Below are 17,768 nucleotides of genomic sequence, written 5' to 3' on the forward strand. Positions count from 1 at the left end.
ATGCGGGCCGGCAGCGGCTCTTGCCTGAATCCTGTTCAGCGAGTCAGGTTTGGCATATCCCGTGCTTACGCTCCCTCCCACTTTACAAACGTATCAATACGTAACCTTTTTGTAATGCGGTTACTCCGCACAGGGTAAAGCCTATGGCCTTCTGCTGTGCCTAATCTGGCGGTGATGTAACCCTTTGAAGGAGTGCAACATTGGAGTACGCGGTTATTTCTCGTTTCTTTACCTGTTTACCTATGACCAAGCGGACTCAAAAGGTCTTGTTAGGTGTCTCGCTGACTGCAGGCATTGGCATGCCCGTGTTTGGAGCGACGCCACCTGCGCAAGGAGAGGAGAGTGCCCAGGGCGAGGACCTCAGCTACGAAGTCGCTCCGCCGGAGAAAGGAACCTATCTGTCCTCCTGGTATAACCAGAACGTGACACTGATCGGTAGCAAGGACATCAGCTTCGGTCCACGTCCCGTCGATGATATCTATCTCGAATATGAATATTTCGGGCGTAAAGGGCCTTTCGAGCTCTATGGGTATGTCGATATTCCCAAGGTATTGGGGATTGGTAACAGTCACGACAGCGGCGTATGGGATAAAGGCTCTCCCGTGTTCATGGAGCATGAGCCGCGGGTATCCATCGATGAGCTGCTGGGTCGCAAGCTGGGGTTCGGCCCTTTCAAGGAGTTCTATGTTGCGTTTGACTGGATTTATGATCACGGCCATAACCGCGAGAACCGGGGCAACACGCTTTATAGCGGCCTGGGAACGGATATCGAGACGGGGACGCGTCTCAACCTCTCCGCTAACCTGTATGTGCGTCGTCAGTGGGAAAATTATGGCGCTGCCAATGAAAACTCCTGGGATGGCTACCGGGCGCAGCTAAAGTACATTCTACCCTTGGGGACGTTCGACAACGGAGCGTCCCTAACATATGTCGGCTTTACCAACGTTGACTTCGGCTCGGATCTGCACGACAAGGCAGGCCCTGCTCGTACCGCCAACGCGACCGTCGCTACCAACGTCGTTTTGTATTCCTTTACGCACCTGCGCCTGATGGCAGTAGGGCGCTATTTCCATAATGGCGGACAATGGAAGGATGGCACCGAACTGAATTTTGGTGATGGCCCCTTCAGGGCTCGCTCGAACGGTTGGGGCTATTACTTCGGCGTGGGTTATCAATTCTGATTCATAAAACGAGGCTGGAACGTTTAAAGTGCCGGCCTTTTATCTGCGAGGACCTTTTATGAGCGAGCATGCCGCCACTGAGCATGAACAATTGTTGGAAGAAGCCAAGCTGGCTGCTGACCAAACTTACTCACCGTATTCTCAGTTTCCAGTGGGCGCTGCACTGTTGACCGAGGACGGGCGCGTAATTCATGGCGTAAACGTCGAAAATATTTCCTACGGCCTCACCAACTGTGCCGAGCGTAGCGCATTGTTTTCGGCCATCAGTCAGGGATTTGCTCCACGCAGCTTCAAGGCAATTGCCGTTTATGCTCCCAAGGTTCCTCTGATCAGCCCGTGCGGTGCCTGTCGTCAGGTCCTGCTCGAACTTATGGCGCCTGATGCAGTGATCATCTGCCAGGGTAGCGACGCGTCGGCCACCAAGGTCTGGACACTCAAGGAATTGCTTCCGGGCGCCTTTGATTCTTTCTAACGTCACCGAAGGCTTGCCGGCGTTCGAGTCGGCGCTTGAGGTCCTATTGTGTTCGGAGACAACACCATGATCAGTCTTGTCGGGATGGCTGTGCTCGTCGCTATTGCCGTCGTGCTATCCAGCCATCGCCGCGCTATCCGGCCGCGTACGGTTCTCTGTGCCTTTGGCATTCAGGTCGCGCTGGGGGCCTTTGCACTCTACATCCCCTGGGGCCAGACCGTGTTGGCATCGATCTCCAGTGGCGTCTCGTCGCTACAGCTCTATGCGGACAAGGGCATCGAGTTTCTCTTTGGCGGTTTGAGCAGTGCACGCATGTTCGAGGTGTTCGGCAATGGCGGCTTTGTATTTGCCATCAAAGTACTGCCGGTCATTGTCTTCTTTGGAAGCTTTATTTCCGTACTCTACTACCTAGGCATCATGGGCTGGATCATTCGGCTGATCGGAGGGGGCTTGAGGCTGATGCTGGGGACCAGCCGGATTGAATCGATGGCAGTAACGTCGGCCATCTTTATTGGTCAGTCTGAGGTACCGCTTGTCGTTCGGCCATTTATCGCCGATATGACCCGGTCAGAGTTATTTGCAGTGATGGTTGGCGGGTTTGCAGCCGTTGCCGGATCGGTATTGCTGGGCTATGCCGGGCTGGGTGTTGATCTCAAATATCTGATCGCTGCCAGCTTCATGGCTGCACCGGGAGGCTTGCTTATGGCCAAGCTGATGGAGCCTGAAACCGAGGCGACCCGGGACGAAACCATTGTGGGTAATCTGGGGCAGGGCGAGAACCGGCCAGCCAATGTCATTGATGCCGCCGCAGAAGGCGCTCAGGCGGGTTTGAAGCTTGCCGTGGCCGTAGGCGCAATGCTGCTGTCGTTCATTGCACTCATTGCCATGCTTAACGGATTGCTCGGCTGGGCTGGCAGTTGGCTGGGTTATCCGCAGATTACGATGCAGCTAATTTTGGGTTATCTGCTGGCGCCTGTCGCATTTCTCCTCGGCGTGCCGTGGAATGAAGCGGTTCAGGCAGGCGGTTTCATTGGCCAGAAAATTGTTCTGAATGAGTTCGTGGCCTATGTGGATCTTGCCAACTATATGGATCCTGCCAAGGCGGCTGCTGCAGGCGTGCAGGTCTTGTCTACCCATACACAAATCATTGTGACTTTTGCTTTGTGCGGCTTCGCCAATTTGGCATCCATTGCCATTCAATTGGGTGGCTTGAGTTCCATTGCTCCGCAACGCCGCTCTGAGCTGGCACGGCTTGGACTGCGCGCCATGATTGGCGGGACGCTCTCTAACTTCATGAGCGCAGCGATTGTGGGATTTTTCATCTCGATATGAACCAGGCGGCGCGGCAGTTATATGCTGCGCCTACCTCGTGATGGTGGATTAGCCCGGAGGACTGCCAGGATGTGGTTGGCTCAGGAAGTGATTCGTCGCAAGCGTGACGGCTTGGTACTGGAGCGCTCGGATATCAAGCATTTCGTTGCAGGAATAACGGACGGAACCCTCAGCGAAGGCCAGATCGCGGCATTCGCCATGGCTGTTTTTCTCAAAGGCATGACAGTCGATGAACGCATTTCCCTTACGACTGCCATGCGCGATTCGGGACAAACGCTCTCCTGGAGCCTGCCCGGTCCTGTAGTCGACAAGCACTCCACCGGCGGTGTGGGTGATGTGGTAAGCCTCGTTCTTGCGCCATTGCTGGCAGCTTGTGGCTGTTACGTGCCGATGATCTCAGGTCGCGGCTTGGGCCATACCGGCGGTACGCTGGACAAGCTGGACAGTATTCCCGGTTATAACTGCCAGCCATCACCTGAGCAGTTGAGGCGAGTCGTGGCTGAAGTGGGCTGTGCCATCATTGGGCAGACCGCTGACCTGGCACCGGCGGATAAACGGCTTTATGCCATTCGCGATGTGACCGGTACGGTTGAGTCCATTGATCTTATTACCGGGTCGATTCTGGCCAAGAAGCTGGCGGCAGGACTGGATGTTCTGGTCATGGACGTCAAGACGGGTAACGGTGCCTTCATGGCAGAGACTAGCCAGGCGCAAGCGCTAGCACAGAGCATTGTCGCGGTAGCCAACGGGGCAGGTGTCAAAACGCGGGCATTGGTTACCGATATGAACCAGCCGCTGGCACGCAGTGCGGGAAACTCGCTGGAAGTGGCTGAGGCTATCGCGCTTCTCAAAGGCGAGATCCGTAGTCAGCGACTTTGGGAGGTAACAATGGCCTTGGCTGCACAGGCCCTGGTTTTGGCAGGGCAGGCCAATACAACAGTCCAGGCCCATGAACAATTGCTCGGGGTCTGGAGAGACGGTTCCGCCCTAGAGTGTTTCGCTCGTATGGTGGCCGCGCTGGGCGGCCCGGTTAACCTGACCAAAGCACCGGAGCGGTATCTACAGCAAGCGCCTGTCGTCATGCCTGTTTTCAGCGAACGACCGGGACGTGTGGTGTCCATCGATACACGTTCGGTAGGCCTGGCTGTTGTAGTCCTGGGTGGCGGTCGTCAGCACCCAGCCGATCAAATCGATCTGTCGGTTGGTTTAAGTGAGCTGGCTTTTGTAGGCGAGGCCGTAGACGAGCAGAAACCTCTCTGCTGGGTTCATGCTGCCAATAAGGACAAAGCCCAGGAAGCAGCTGTCTCGATCAAGCGTGCCTACCGCTTGGGAATGGAGAGCCCTGTGCCCGGCAGACTGATTCACGAGTACATCTGAAGGCTGGATAACCAGTTACGCACTTAGAGCAGTCGCTTTTCTCCAGACAAAAAAAAGACCCGGCAGAGCCGGGTCGAAACCGTGATTAGCCTGATGAGGAGATAACCTGAAAGGCCGACCTGCTAGTCTCTCAGTTATCAGAGCCAGTCTCGCGACCAGCTGATTCAAATAATAGCTATTCTCATTTCTGTGTCAAGCTATTCGAGAATATTTCTTATTCTCAAATAGGAAGCAGGCTTATGATTTGAGCTGCTGGCGCAACTGCGTGACTTCCTTGTTAAGCAGATCGATGCGGCGAGCCATATTCTCAATAAGGTTGTGAGCGATACGGGGCGTGCTGTACATCAGGCTTAAAAACTGATCCTTGGGAATGATCATCACTGTGCAGGGCTCGGTCGCTACTACAGTCGCACTGCGTTTCTCCTGGGTGAAAACCGCCATGGCGCCAAAGATTTCGTCTTTGCACACATCGCCTACCTTCTGATCATTGACCCGCGCCTCGGCGTGGCCTTCGATAATAATGAAGACGTGGTCAGCCTCATCCCCCTGACGGATCAACTCTTCGCCTATGGCAAATTGCTTGAAGCCTGTGCTGGGGCGTACTTCCTGGGGCTTGAGTCGCACCAGTGCATCGGAAAGCAGCGCGTTTTGACCAATAAGGTATTGAAGCAGCAGCTCCTGGCGCTGTTCGCTGCTGTGGATATGGCGAAATACATCCGAGCGCCGGTAGGGAATGAGCGTGACGGGCTCGTCGCTTTTATAGGTGCACTCGGGAAGGTCCAGCCCTTGTCTCATGCCAACCAGGTCGCCTTCCTGCAAATAAAACAGGGGACGCCCCTCCACTAAGGCATGCACCATGCCTTTCTGTATCAAAAAAAGATGGTTGGCTGGCTCGAGCTCGCTCAAGCCATACAGGCAGTAAACAGAAATAGGCTCGCCTGAAGGGGAAAGTCCTTCGAGCAACTGCGCCGGAATACCCTGTAGACGGCTGATCAGCTGGTCGGCATAGGTAGGCTGCTCGCCAAGGAGATACATGGCCCTGAATCCTTTATATCAGAGGTGTGAAATAGCTCGCACAATAAGCAAGCCGGTGGACGGCGTAAATCCTCATCAGCGGAGCTTGTGAGCTATCTCGTGTTCCTGAGCCAAGGCTCTGGCCTGAGCGAGTAGGGCCTGCTTGTGTTGAGGTGTCAGTTCATTCCAGTGAATGTTGAGCAGAGCGCCCTCCAGGGCATAAAGCAGAACTTTCGATGTACGAAAACCGCGTGCACATACCGCCATGTAAGCTCCCGCCGAGCCCCGATTGCGCAACTCGTCTACCGTACGGATACCTACCGCATGTAACCAAAGTACTGACGTCTTGCCGAGATTCTTCAACAACAGTAAGTCATTACTCATCGTGCCCTCCAGGCCCGTTTTGCCTAGTGCTCACTGAATGCACTCGCCTGAGTACCTCTTCAGTGTAGCGGTCTCTCCGGGCGCTGGAGGAGGAAACGATGTGTGGAGCCTGCAGTTAGTTGACCGGTAGCTTGTCTTGCATGGCCTTGACGAGCGCATCCAGGTTGGTCGGATCGGTCATGTCAACATGCCGTGTTCGGATCAATTCCTGCTCTGTCAGCGCTTCACGGCCTTGCTGCTGAGCCTGGACGACCGCCAGGGTTGCATCAGACGGGTCACGGCCTTCAGCCTGGCGCTCGGCAAGCCACTGGGCAATCACGGTATCCGGGGCGTGGCAGTCGATAATCAGGAAGGGGACGGCTGCCGTTTCTGCCACCTGAGCAGCTGCTTCGCGCTGGGCCTGTTTCAGATAGGTTGCATCCAGTACTACCGGATAGCCGGCCTGAAGGATATCTGCCGCTAGGTGATGCAGGCGATCATAGGTTGCCTTCCCGGACTCAGCGCTATACAGCACGTCAGGCGTAGCGTCTTGAATCAACCGCTTGCGCTCGACATCCGAGCGAATACGAATCGCGCCCAGTGCCTCCACCAGTTTGAGCGCTGCGCTGCTTTTGCCTACAGCGGATACGCCATGGGTAATGGCCAGCAGGCAGTACGGAATGGCGCAGTAACTTTCTGCCAGAGACGCATAATTGCGGTAGCGTGCCAGGATTTCAGCCTTTTGAGCCGGATCGGAGGTCTGTCCGTACTGGAAGAGGTTGACCTTGGCCCGAACCATGGCCCGGTAAGCCTTATAGAACGGCAGAACATGCAGCCCGTCATAATCGCCGGTCATCTCGAAATAGGCATTGATGAAGCGGCGGGCTAGCGTCTTGTGCTTGCGGTCTTCCAGGTCCATCGCCAGGAAGGCGGTATCGGCAATCACATCCGTCATACGGAAAGGCTCGTTGAACTCGATGCAGTCAAAGAGTACGACCTGTCCGTCCAGTTGGGTCACATTGGCAAGGTAGATGTCGCCATGGCATTCACGAATGAAACCCTCCGCCTTGCGCCGCTCGAACAGGGGATGCAGCCGGGCAAAATGTTCCTCTGCCCAGGCCTCCAGGTGATCCAGTTGGGCAAGGTCTTGTGCATGCTCAAGCATCGGGCGGATCTGCTCGAAGTTCTGACGCACAGGTGCCATCACCGCATCGGGCGACCCCAGTTCGTTTGAAGCATCGACAACCGGTGCGCTCAAATGGAAGCGCGCAATCTGCTCGGCCAGTGCATCAATATGCTGCTCGGTGAGTTCGCCGCGCTTTTCAATCTCGCTTAATAGCTGACTCTGAGGAAACTCGCGCATCTTGATGGCATATTCAATAACCGGACCTTCGCCACTTATCTGGGGTGCCTCCGGACGGCCTGTAATGGGAACGACATCCAGATACAGTCCTTTAGTCAGGCGTTGGTTGAGGCGTAGTTCCTCGCTACAGAAATGCTCTCTGGCTTTCAGGTCAGTAAAGTCAAGAAAGCCGAAGTTCACCGGCTTCTTGATCTTGTAGGCATACTCCCCTGTCAGAACAACCCAGGAAATATGCGTCTCGATAACATTGAACGCGGTAACCGGGTGCGGATAGAGGGCCGGGTTCTGCAGCGCAGCGATCAGGGTCTGACTCACAAGCGGTCCTTAGCGTAGCCATGAAAAAGTGATCGCCATTATGGCTGCTGTGAGTGACCCTGCAAACCGCTGGCTGGCGTCTGCCCGCTAGAAGCAAAGTGCGTATAATGCGCCGCCATGAAACGCACCCGATCCTCTCGCTCAAAAAAACCGTCCCGCCAATTCTTCAACTGGCGCTCCCTGTCCGGCTGGGCTCTTAAATTAGGCCTGGTGGGCTTGGTCGTCCTTGCGGGATTTTCCATTTATCTCGACGCTATCGTGCAGGAGAAATTTTCCGGCAAGCGCTGGATGGTTCCTGCCAAGGTATATGCACGGCCGCTTGAGCTGTTTACAGGGCTTAAGCTCAGCAAGGATGACTTCCTGACCGAGCTTGATGCACTAGGCTATCGCCGTGAAAAAGCCATTCAGGGGCCGGGTGACGTCTCGGTAGCAGGCTCCAGCGTCGAGCTGGATACCCGAGGCTTTCAGTTTTACGAGGGTGAGGAACCTCCTCGCTCGATCAAGGTGAACTTCTCTGGCGATTTTGTCTCGGGGCTGAGTAGCAAGGACGGCTCGGATCTGGCCGTGGCGCGTCTTGAGCCTCTGTTGATCGGCGGAATATACCCTGCCCACAACGAAGACCGAATCCTCGTTAAGCTGGATCAGGTTCCGCCTGCACTTATCAATGGACTGGTCTCGGTCGAAGACCGTGAGTTCTGGGATCACCATGGTGTTTCGCTGAAGTCGATTGGGCGAGCAGCCTGGATCAACGTCACCACAGGGCAGTTGCGTCAGGGCGGCAGTACGCTGACTCAGCAGTTGGTCAAGAACTTCTACCTCACCAGTGAGCGCAGTCTGACGCGTAAGCTTACCGAAGCCCTGATGGCGGTATTGCTGGAGCTGCATTACGACAAGAACGAAATCCTTCAGGCCTACCTCAATGAAGTTTTCCTGGGGCAGGATGGCACCCGCGCCATTCATGGTTTCGGTTTGGCCAGTCAGTATTTCTTTAGCCAGCCGTTGTCCGAGCTCAAACTGCACCAGGTCGCTCTGCTGGTAGGAATGGTAAAAGGACCTTCCTACTACAACCCGCGGCGTTATCCGGAGCGTGCCCTGGCTCGTCGTAACCTGGTCATCGACCTGATGGCCGAACAGGGTGCAGTCACAAAGGAAGATGCGGAAGCGGCCAAGCAGCGGCCCTTGGGAATCAGCAAGGCAGGCTCGCTGACAAACAGCTCCTATCCCGCCTTCATCGATCTGGTTAAGCGTCAGCTCCAACAAGACTACCGGGAAGAAGATTTGACTGGTGAAGGGCTGCGTATTTTCACCAGCTTCGATCCAATTCTTCAGCTCAAGGCCGAGACCTCCATGGCCGAGGCCTTGAAGCGCCTCGACGGCCGCAAGGGTGTGGAAGGCATTGAGGCGGCCATGGTGGTCACCAACCCTGAAACCGGTGAAGTTCAGGCATTGCTGGGCGGGCGTGATCCTCGCTTTGCCGGCTATAACCGGGCACTGGATGCAGTTCGGCAGGTCGGCTCCATCATCAAGCCTGCGGTATACCTGACAGCACTGGAAAGGCCGAGTCAGTACACCCTGACCACGTTCATCAAGGACGAGCCGTTCTCCGTTAAGACCGGTGATGGTCAGGTTTGGCGTCCGCAGAATTACGAACGTGATTCCCACGGAACGATTTTCTTGTATCAGGGACTAGCTCACTCCTACAACCTGTCTACTGCCCGGCTGGGCCTGGATCTGGGCGTGCCTGAGGTGCTCAAGACCATCGAGCGTCTGGGGGTGAGTCGCTCGTTGCCGCCTTATCCTTCAACGCTTCTGGGTGCTGGTGCGTTGACTCCCATGGAAGTCGCCACCATGTATCAGACGCTGGCCAATGGCGGGTTCAATACACCGCTGCGTAGTATTCGTAGCGTTCTGGCATCTGACGGTGAGCCGCTCAAGCGTTATCCGTTCCAGATTCAACAGCGTTTCGATCCGGGCGCTATTTATCTGACCCAATACGCGATGCAGCGTGTCGTGCGCGAGGGTACTGCTCGCTCGGTCTATAACCAGCTGCCTTCATCCTTGAATCTGGCGGGCAAGACCGGTACGACCAACGATTCACGAGACAGTTGGTTCTCGGGCTTCAGTCAGGACTTGCTTGCCGTGGTCTGGCTGGGTCGTGATGACAATGGCAAGACGCCGTTGACCGGCGCGACAGGAGCCCTGCAGGTATGGACCGGGTTCATGAAGCGTGCCAAGCCAACCTCGCTGGACCTTCCGCTGCCCGATAATGTTGTTCAGGCATGGGTTAATCCGGCCACAGGGCAGGGGACCGATCCAAGTTGCCCCGGCGCGGTCCAAATGCCCTATATTCAGGGAAGTGAGCCGCCCCCTGGGCCGGCATGTGGTGGACAGAACCCTTCCGACTCTGTCATGGACTGGGTCCGCGGTTGGTTGAATTAAGAGGGTAGAACGTGACTAAAGCGGTATGGGCGGCATTGGCCGCTACGGTAGTTCTGGCAGGTTGTGCCACGCCACAGCAAGGTGCTATTCCGGTTGTGGACTCAAGCACGCCTGTTTCCAATCAGGAGCTGGCGCGTAGTGACGGTCGCATGCCGACTAATTCACCGCCGCCTATGGCTGCCCAGGCGCCACAGCAGCAGGATGGCGGTGTAACGGTGATGGTGCCCGGTGATAATCCGGCGCCCATCCAGACCTTTGCGGCAGCTCCGGCTACAGCGCCTATTTCGACGGGGCCTATAACGGTGGGACCCTCTACCGGTGCGCCAGCTGCTCAGGGGTATGACAGCTACTCAGCGCCCCAGCCGGCACCCAGCGCGCCTACGGGAATTCCTTCCGGCCGTAGCAGTGCGCTGTCGGCCGATGAGCAGCTCGATGGTCCCGTATTGGCCTTGCTGACAACAGCACAGCAACAGCAGGGCGGCGGCGACCTTAACGGAGCGTCCTCAAGCCTGGAGCGTGCCATGCGCATCGCGCCTCGCGAGCCGCAAGTGCTATATAGGCTGGCTGAAGTCCGCCTGGCCCAAGGCGATGCCGCGCAGGCTGAGCAGCTGGCTCGACGTGGACTGACGTACGCCAATGGCCGTCCTGCCCTGCAAGCCAGTCTGTGGGAATTGATCGCTCAATCGCGCGAACGCCAAGGCGATGCCGCGGGTGCGGCTACAGCACGTCAGCGTGCCAAGGTGGGTGCCTGATGGATGCTCGCCTGTCTGATCTGGCGGAGCAATTGCTTCTGATCGAGCGAGAGTTGCGTGTGCTGGGGTGGTGGGAAAGCGTGCCGCCCAGCGATCAGGACCTGGCCAGCCAAGAGCCGTTCTGTGTAGACACGTTGAGCTTTGCGCAATGGCTTCAGTGGATTTTTCTACCACGGATGAAGGTCATCATTGAGTCGGACAGCGGGTTGCCTGGACGCTCAGGCATCCGCCCTATGGCGGAAGTGGTCTATCAAAACGACATGCGCAACGTGGCAACGCTCTTGGAGGCGCTGGGCGAGTTCGATCGTCTGATCGAACATCGCTAAGGCTTAATTGCAGTTCTGATTGATCGAGAATTCGGCTTCGCTGATACGCTGCTGGCGTTCTTCCTCGGTAAGCCGTCTCATTTGACCCCGACCTTCTTCGACCATGACCCGAGGATTACTGCGCAGCTGTGCCAGGTTGGTTCGCGCAGCCTTGCAGTACTCCTCACGCTTCTTTTCTTGTTCTCTGACGTCTTGCTGAACCTTCTGCTCGATAGAGCGCTGTTCTGCATTGTTCACGGCGTCGCCCGTACCATTCCTGGCTCCCGGTGTGTTGGCCTGGCCTGAAAGACTGGGTGCCGGTTTTACCTTCATTTCATCTGCACTGCGGTCAGCAGGCGGTTGCGCGCTGAAGTGGGTGACGCCTTGGGCATCGACCCACTTGTAGACCTGAGCGGCGTGAACGGAGCCCATCAAGACAAAGGCACTGCTAATGGCTAAAAACGTACGCCACATGTTGAATCCTTTAGCGTAAGGGTTAGAGCGCTCTACTATAGCGAAACTTGCCTTTAAAAAATGAGACTTCGATCTGTGCATAAATTAAGTGCATAGACGGCTTGACTTGCACCGGCTGAACGCGAAGAATCCAAAGTTCGCTGTAGAAAGCCGGCCCAAAGCTAGCTTCTCGGCAGACCATGAGGTGCCTACCCGCGCCGCCGCAGTCATACCCGTAACGCGTTACCTCGCGCTGGGTGGAGGAACTCGGTAACTCTAGAGCTCTTCCAACACGGCTTTCTTGGCAGCTGTTCCGTCGGCGATCACCGTCGCCCATGCTCTGCCTTGCAGTCGATCGAACCCCGAAAGCCCACTCGTGGGCGCTCGTATTGCGTTGAGAGGTGAAACGTGGAGCTCTTATCCGGCGCTGAAATGGTCGTCCGTTTTTTGCGTGACGAAGGCGTTAAATACATTTATGGGTATCCTGGTGGTGCCCTGCTGCACATCTACGATGCCCTCTTTAAAGAAAAAGAAGTAACCCATATTCTTGTTCGCCATGAGCAGTCAGCCACGCATATGGCAGACGGCTATGCGCGTGCGACCGGAAAGGCTGGCGTCGTTCTGGTAACGTCAGGCCCCGGTGCCACTAACGCCATTACAGGTATCGCTACGGCGTATATGGATTCCATTCCGATGGTGATCCTGTCTGGGCAGGTTGGCAGCAACATGATCGGCTCCGATGCGTTCCAGGAAGTCGACATGGTGGGGATTTCCCGGCCTATCGTTAAACACAGCTTCATGATCAAGCACCCCTCCGAAATTCCAGAGGTCATGAAAAAGGCCTTCTATCTGGCGGAGTCGGGTCGTCCCGGGCCGGTTGTGGTTGATATCCCGAAGGATATGACCAGCCCCACGGAGAAGTTCGAATACGTATACCCCAAAAAGGTCAAGCTGCGTTCCTATAATCCGGCTGTTCGTGGCCATTCAGGACAGATTCGCAAGGCCGCTGAAATGCTGTTGGCGGCCAAGCGGCCTATCCTGTATTCGGGCGGCGGCGTCATCATGGGGAACGGTGCAGCCCAGCTGACCGAGCTTGCCAAGATGCTCAACCTGCCAGTTACCAACACGTTGATGGGGCTGGGCGGTTTTCCAGGCAGTGATCGTCAGTTCCTGGGTATGCTAGGTATGCACGGCAGTTACACAGCCAACCTGGCAATGCACCATAGCGATGTCATCCTGGCAGTAGGTGCCCGCTTTGATGATCGCGTCATCAATGGCGCCAAACGTTTCTGCCCCAATGCCAAGATCATTCACGTCGATATCGATCCTGCCTCCATTTCTAAAATGATCAAGGCGGATGTTCCGATTGTTGGGCCTGTCGATAGCGTTCTGACGGAAATGGTTGCCATCCTCAAGGAAATTGGCGAGAAACCTGCGGCAGAAGCTCAGGCCAATTGGTGGAAGCAGATTGAGGAATGGCGCAGCTCGCAGGGCGGCCTGTTCCCCTATGACAAGGGGGATGGAAGCATCATCAAGCCGCAGACGGTGATCGAGACGCTTTACGAAGTAACCCATGGAGATGCGTTCATCACTTCTGACGTAGGTCAGCATCAGATGTTCGCTGCACAGTACTATCTGTATGACAAGCCAAACCGCTGGATCAACTCCGGTGGCCTGGGCACCATGGGGTTCGGCCTGCCAGCCGCGATGGGCGTCAAGCTGAACTTCCCCGACGTCGACGTCGCTTGTGTAACAGGCGAGGGCAGTATCCAGATGAATATTCAGGAGCTGTCCACCTGTCTGCAGTATGACCTTCCCGTCAAGATCATTACGCTGAACAACCAGGCCCTGGGCATGGTTCGCCAGTGGCAAGACATGCAGTACAACAGCCGTTACTCGCATTCCTATATGGAATCGCTCCCTGACTTCGTCAAGGTGGCTGAGGCATACGGGCATGCCGGTATGCGCATCACGCGTCTGGCTGATCTCAAGCCCATGATGGAAGAGGCCTTTGCCATGAAGGACCGTCTGGTCTTCCTGGATATTCAGGTCGATACCAGCGAGCACGTCTATCCGATGCAGATTAAAGATGGGTCGATGCGCGAAATGTGGCTGAGCAAGACGGAGCGGACTTAATCATGCGGCACATCATTTCCCTTCTGCTAGAAAACGAGCCAGGCGCATTGTCCCGTGTGGTCGGCCTGTTCTCGCAGCGCAACTACAACATCGAAAGCCTGACCGTTGCTCCGACAGAAGACCCAACGCTCTCGCGTCTGACGCTGACAACCGTGGGGCACGATGAAACCATCGAGCAGATTACCAAGAACCTCAATAAGCTGATCGAGGTTGTAAAGCTGGTGAATCTGTCCGAGGGCTCCCACATTGAGCGTGAGCTTCTGCTGATCAAAGTCAAGGCGACCGGAGCTCAACGCGATGAAGTCAAACGCACCACGGATATCTTCCGTGGACAGATAGTGGATGTAACGAGTAGCGTCTATACGATTCAGCTGGCTGGTACGAGTGAAAAACTCGACAGCTTTATCCAGGCGATCGGTACGACGTCTATTCTGGAAGTCGTACGCAGTGGTGTCACAGGGATTTCCCGTGGCGACAAGGCTCTGAGCATTTAAATTTGATAAAGCCACGCGGCTAATTCTAAGGAGAATTTCATGCGCGTTTATTACGATAAAGATTGTGATCTTTCCATCATTCAGGGCAAGAAAGTCGCCATTATCGGCTATGGCTCTCAGGGCCACGCTCATGCAAACAACCTGAAAGACTCAGGCGTAGACGTTGTCGTCGCGCTGCGCCCGGGCTCTGCCTCTGCCAAGAAGGCCGAAGCGGCTGGACTGGCTGTCAAAAGCGTTCCAGAAGCCGTTAGCTCTTCCGATGTCATCATGATTCTGACGCCTGACGAATTTCAGGCTCAGCTGTACAAGAATGAAATCGAGCCTAACCTGAAGCAGGGCGCTACCCTGGCGTTCGCTCACGGCTTTGCAATCCATTACAACCAGGTTGTGCCGCGAGCGGATCTGGACGTCATCATGATTGCACCCAAGGCTCCGGGTCATACTGTTCGCTCCGAATTCGTCAAGGGCGGCGGTATTCCTGACCTGATCGCCGTTTACCAGGATGCCTCCGGCAATGCCAAGAACGTAGCGCTGTCCTACGCTTGCGGCGTGGGTGGTGGCCGTACCGGTATCATCGAAACCACATTCAAGGACGAGACCGAGACCGACCTGTTCGGTGAGCAGGCTGTCCTGTGCGGTGGTACCGTTGAGTTGGTTAAAGCAGGTTTCGAAACACTGGTTGAAGCGGGCTACGCTCCTGAGATGGCCTACTTCGAGTGCCTGCACGAGCTGAAGCTGATCGTGGATCTTATGTATGAAGGCGGTATCGCCAACATGAACTACTCCATCTCCAACAATGCGGAGTATGGCGAGTACGTGACAGGTCCTGAAATTATCAACGCCGAATCTCGCCAAGCTATGCGCAATGCGCTCAAGCGTATTCAGGATGGCGAATATGCCAAGATGTTTATCAGCGAAGGCGCAAGCAACTACCCATCCATGACGGCATATCGTCGCAATAATGCGGCGCACGGTATCGAGCAGATCGGTGAAAAACTGCGCGCCATGATGCCTTGGATTGCTGCTAACAAGATCGTCGATAAGAGCAAAAACTAATCATTAGGGCCATTAAAGGTCCTGTTGATCTCAGTTTCGGAAAAACGCGGCCACGGCCGCGTTTTTTCGTTTCAGCTCGTCTTCTGATATAAAAGCTGTAACGTGTTAAGGATGAACCCTGAGAGGAGGGGATCATCCAAGACTTCAAGTCCTATGCAAGGAATTTTCATGAGCGAGCGTCCCGACGAAGCTAACGAAACAGCTTCCTCAAGCACTGAAAGCATTATTCCCGTCGATGAGCATTTCGAAGAAACACACGATGCCCAGGGACGAAAGATTCGCCGTCGAGGCGTATATTTACTTCCGAACCTCTTCACGACAGCCGCGCTTTTTGCAGGACTTTATTCAATCATCAAGTCCATTGCGGCACAGACTGCGTTTATCCAAGGGCAGTCGGAAGAGGCTGCTGTAGGGTTTGCAGCAGCAGCGGCAGCCATTTTTATCGCCATGATCCTTGATGGACTGGATGGTCGTGTTGCACGCTTGACCAATACCCAGAGTGCTTTTGGGGAACAGTACGATTCGCTGTCCGACATGGTGGCCTTTGGTGTGGCGCCGGCCATTCTTGCATTTGAATGGGCTCTGATCAGTCTAGGCAATGTAGGTTGGGCTGTGGCCTTTATCTATGTGGCAGGTGCAGCACTTCGACTGGCGCGTTTCAACACTCAGATCGGCTCCGTCGATAAGCGTTACTTCATTGGATTGGCCAGTCCGTCCGCCGCTGCGCTAGTTGCTGGAACAGTATGGTGCTTTAGCGACTTTGGTATTCAGGGTTCCAAACTCTCATTCCTAGTCGCGTTCATGGTTGCTGCTGCAGGAATGCTCATGGTTAGTAATTTCAAGTACTGGAGCTTCAAGACCCTGGATATGAAAGGGCGTGTTCCGTTCGTGGGCATCCTCATCGCTGTCCTGATCTTCGCCATTATCTTTACTGATCCGCCACGTGTCCTGCTGCTGGGTTTCCTTGCTTATGCTGTGTCAGGTCCCGTCAAGGCATTAATGCGCTTCCGCCATCATCGCGACCGCATGCATTGATTAATTCCCTGATTATCTCCACAGTGAGACTACGTATCGACAGTAGTCGCTGTGGAGATTGCCATGCTGATCAACGTCCCTCCGCGTTCTGCCTGCAAGCCATCTGAAATCACTCCAGAAAATATCTATTTGTCTCGCCGTCAATTCATGGGTGCAGCCAGTGCTGCTGTCACTGCTACGGTGCTGCCCGGCTGGGCGCTTGCTGACGGATCTGTTTATTCAGATGTGGAGCCAGGCAAAGCGCCTGATTGGTTTGCCGAGAAACAGTCTGCTATTCATTGGAAAGCGGTAGATGTAAAAGGTGAGTCTATAACGCCTTTCAAAGACGCCACGCAATACAATAACTTTTATGAGTTCGGCCCTGATAAAGGGGATCCCTATGCCAATGCAGGGCAGATGGTGATCGAGCCTTGGACAGTCAAGGTAGACGGAGAGGTTGGTAAGCCAGGTACCTACTCGCTGGAGGACATTATCCGGCCTCAGCAGTTGGAAGAAAGGATATACCGCCTGCGTTGTGTCGAAGCCTGGTCCATGGTTATCCCGTGGCTGGGTATTCCACTGGCAGATGTCATTAAACAGTTCCAGCCAACAGCTAATGCCAAGTACGTTCGTTTTGAAACATTGAATGATCCCCAGCATATGCCAGGGCAGCGTTCCAGTTTCTCTCTACTGGATTGGCCTTATCGAGAAGGTCTGCGTATGGATGAGGCCATGCATCCATTGGCTATATTGGCGGTAGGCATGTATGGGCGAGTACTGCCTAATCAGAACGGCGCACCCATTAGATTAGTTGTGCCGTGGAAGTATGGATTCAAAAGTATCAAGTCGATTGTTCGCATCAGCTTGGTGAGTGATCAACCGCAGACAACCTGGCAAAGCATGGCGCCAAATGAGTATGGCTTTTACGCCAACGTCAATCCGCAGGTCGATCATCCCCGTTGGAGTCAGGCTAAAGAGCGACGGCTTCCTAGCGGTCTATTTAGTCCTAATATTAAAGAAACACAGATGTTTAACGGTTATGCAGAGGAGGTTGCTGGCCTATACGCCGGAATGGACCTAAGGACGCAGTATTAATGATGTTGCAAGTATGGCGATTGGTCGTTTTTATCAGTGCGTTTTCGGTGCTTGGTGTTTGGCTGTACGAGGCATGGAGTTCTGCCTTGGGTCCTGACCCTGGTAAAGTAATCATTGATAGGCTTGGCCTGGGGGCGCTAGTACTCTTACTGATAACGCTCAGCTTGACGCCCTTGCAGAAAATGACGAGCTGGAAAGGATGGGCATTGGTTCGCCGCCAGTTAGGCTTGTGGACATTCACCTATGCAGCGCTTCATTTCTGCTCTTACCTGGCCTTTGTATTAGGCTGGGATTTTTCCCGCTTGGGTATTGAATTGCAGAAGCGTCCCTATGTGATTGTAGGGTTCATTGCCGTGCTGGGGCTGCTTCCTCTAGCTCTGACCTCGAACCGTTACAGCATGCGTAAATTAGGCAAGCAGTGGAAGCGGCTGCATCGCCTCATTTATATAGCATTGGTTATGGCCTTGCTGCACATGTTCTGGATAACTCGCTCGGATATCCGCGAGTGGCTGATATACGCCTCGATAGGAGGCCTGCTGCTTGTGCTTCGCTTACCATTCATCGCCACTCAGCTAAGACAAAAGAAGATTTTTCAGTCCGGCCAAAA

Annotated in this window: 17 protein-coding genes; 13 read left to right on the forward strand and 4 right to left on the reverse strand. The window is 54.9% G+C overall.

Annotated features, from left to right (window positions below; genetic code table 11):
• Positions 1-242: 242 nt before the first annotated feature.
• The 4 genes from PLU01S_RS18595 to deoA all read left to right on the forward strand — a co-directional run bounded on the left by PLU01S_RS18595 (position 243) and on the right by deoA (position 4,362).
• The gene (locus PLU01S_RS18595; RefSeq protein ID WP_139208921.1) at positions 243-1,181 is read left to right on the forward strand and encodes a nucleoside-specific channel-forming protein Tsx; all 939 of its coding nucleotides are present in this window, start codon (positions 243-245) and stop codon (positions 1,179-1,181) included.
• Between the two features lie 58 nt (positions 1,182-1,239).
• Positions 1,240-1,653, forward strand: coding sequence for a cytidine deaminase (locus PLU01S_RS18600; protein WP_074829428.1), 414 nt, complete (start codon positions 1,240-1,242; stop codon positions 1,651-1,653).
• A gap of 66 nt (positions 1,654-1,719) precedes the next feature.
• The gene (locus tag PLU01S_RS18605) at positions 1,720-2,985 is read left to right on the forward strand and encodes a NupC/NupG family nucleoside CNT transporter (RefSeq protein ID WP_010796838.1); all 1,266 of its coding nucleotides are present in this window, start codon (positions 1,720-1,722) and stop codon (positions 2,983-2,985) included.
• A gap of 69 nt (positions 2,986-3,054) precedes the next feature.
• Positions 3,055-4,362 carry a thymidine phosphorylase gene (deoA, locus tag PLU01S_RS18610; protein ID WP_074829426.1) on the forward strand — a complete coding sequence of 436 codons (1,308 nt, stop codon included), beginning with the start codon at positions 3,055-3,057 and terminating at the stop codon, positions 4,360-4,362.
• A 237-nt stretch (positions 4,363-4,599) separates the two neighbouring features.
• Here the strand turns inward: deoA and PLU01S_RS18615 are convergent, their stop codons facing one another.
• The 3 genes from PLU01S_RS18615 to PLU01S_RS18625 all read right to left on the reverse strand — a co-directional run bounded on the left by PLU01S_RS18615 (position 4,600) and on the right by PLU01S_RS18625 (position 7,417).
• On the reverse strand, positions 4,600-5,397 hold the full coding sequence (locus PLU01S_RS18615) for a Crp/Fnr family transcriptional regulator (RefSeq protein ID WP_010796840.1): 798 nt from the start codon (positions 5,395-5,397) through the stop codon (positions 4,600-4,602).
• 75 nt (positions 5,398-5,472) lie between these two features.
• Positions 5,473-5,760, reverse strand: a complete 288-nt coding sequence (locus PLU01S_RS18620; protein ID WP_010796841.1) for a TfoX/Sxy family protein — start codon at positions 5,758-5,760, stop codon at positions 5,473-5,475.
• 115 nt (positions 5,761-5,875) lie between these two features.
• Positions 5,876-7,417: a bifunctional aminoglycoside phosphotransferase/ATP-binding protein gene (locus tag PLU01S_RS18625; RefSeq protein ID WP_010796842.1), complete on the reverse strand. Its 1,542-nt coding sequence runs from the start codon at positions 7,415-7,417 to the stop codon at positions 5,876-5,878.
• A gap of 117 nt (positions 7,418-7,534) precedes the next feature.
• Between PLU01S_RS18625 and mrcB the strand changes: the two genes are divergently transcribed.
• Genes mrcB through PLU01S_RS18640 form a run of 3 tightly spaced genes read left to right on the forward strand, consistent with a single transcriptional unit; the run spans position 7,535 to position 10,934 of the window.
• Positions 7,535-9,856 (forward strand): penicillin-binding protein 1B, encoded by a 2,322-nt coding sequence (mrcB, locus tag PLU01S_RS18630; protein WP_083397985.1) that lies wholly within the window; start codon positions 7,535-7,537, stop codon positions 9,854-9,856.
• An 11-nt stretch (positions 9,857-9,867) separates the two neighbouring features.
• Positions 9,868-10,608: a tetratricopeptide repeat protein gene (locus PLU01S_RS18635; RefSeq protein ID WP_074829423.1), complete on the forward strand. Its 741-nt coding sequence runs from the start codon at positions 9,868-9,870 to the stop codon at positions 10,606-10,608.
• On the forward strand, positions 10,608-10,934 hold the full coding sequence (locus tag PLU01S_RS18640; protein ID WP_010796845.1) for a YqcC family protein: 327 nt from the start codon (positions 10,608-10,610) through the stop codon (positions 10,932-10,934). Before PLU01S_RS18635 ends, PLU01S_RS18640 begins: the two co-directional genes overlap by 1 nt.
• A 3-nt stretch (positions 10,935-10,937) precedes the next feature.
• Here the strand turns inward: PLU01S_RS18640 and PLU01S_RS18645 are convergent, their stop codons facing one another.
• The gene (locus tag PLU01S_RS18645) at positions 10,938-11,387 is read right to left on the reverse strand and encodes a DUF4124 domain-containing protein (protein ID WP_074829421.1); all 450 of its coding nucleotides are present in this window, start codon (positions 11,385-11,387) and stop codon (positions 10,938-10,940) included.
• Between the two features lie 387 nt (positions 11,388-11,774).
• On the opposite strand from PLU01S_RS18645, the gene PLU01S_RS18650 reads away from it, so the two are divergent.
• The 6 genes from PLU01S_RS18650 to msrQ all read left to right on the forward strand — a co-directional run.
• The gene (locus tag PLU01S_RS18650; RefSeq protein WP_010796848.1) at positions 11,775-13,502 is read left to right on the forward strand and encodes an acetolactate synthase 3 large subunit; all 1,728 of its coding nucleotides are present in this window, start codon (positions 11,775-11,777) and stop codon (positions 13,500-13,502) included.
• 2 nt (positions 13,503-13,504) lie between these two features.
• On the forward strand, positions 13,505-13,996 hold the full coding sequence (gene ilvN / locus PLU01S_RS18655; RefSeq protein ID WP_010796849.1) for an acetolactate synthase small subunit: 492 nt from the start codon (positions 13,505-13,507) through the stop codon (positions 13,994-13,996).
• Positions 13,997-14,035: 39 nt separating this feature from the next.
• Positions 14,036-15,052, forward strand: a complete 1,017-nt coding sequence (gene ilvC / locus PLU01S_RS18660) for a ketol-acid reductoisomerase (protein ID WP_010796850.1) — start codon at positions 14,036-14,038, stop codon at positions 15,050-15,052.
• Between the two features lie 168 nt (positions 15,053-15,220).
• A complete protein-coding gene (gene pssA / locus PLU01S_RS18665; protein ID WP_074829418.1) occupies positions 15,221-16,087 on the forward strand; it encodes a CDP-diacylglycerol--serine O-phosphatidyltransferase in 867 nt (288 codons plus the stop codon).
• 63 nt (positions 16,088-16,150) lie between these two features.
• Positions 16,151-17,161 carry a protein-methionine-sulfoxide reductase catalytic subunit MsrP gene (msrP, locus tag PLU01S_RS18670; RefSeq protein WP_074829415.1) on the forward strand — a complete coding sequence of 337 codons (1,011 nt, stop codon included), beginning with the start codon at positions 16,151-16,153 and terminating at the stop codon, positions 17,159-17,161.
• The coding region (msrQ, locus tag PLU01S_RS18675; RefSeq protein WP_084339934.1) for a protein-methionine-sulfoxide reductase heme-binding subunit MsrQ at positions 17,161-17,768 on the forward strand (608 nt) is incomplete at its 3' end. The genes msrP and msrQ, both read left to right, overlap by 1 nt.

Origin of the sequence: Pseudomonas luteola NBRC 103146 (assembly GCF_002091675.1) — a bacterium.
In the GTDB taxonomy this organism is placed as follows: domain Bacteria; phylum Pseudomonadota; class Gammaproteobacteria; order Pseudomonadales; family Pseudomonadaceae; genus Chryseomonas; species Chryseomonas luteola.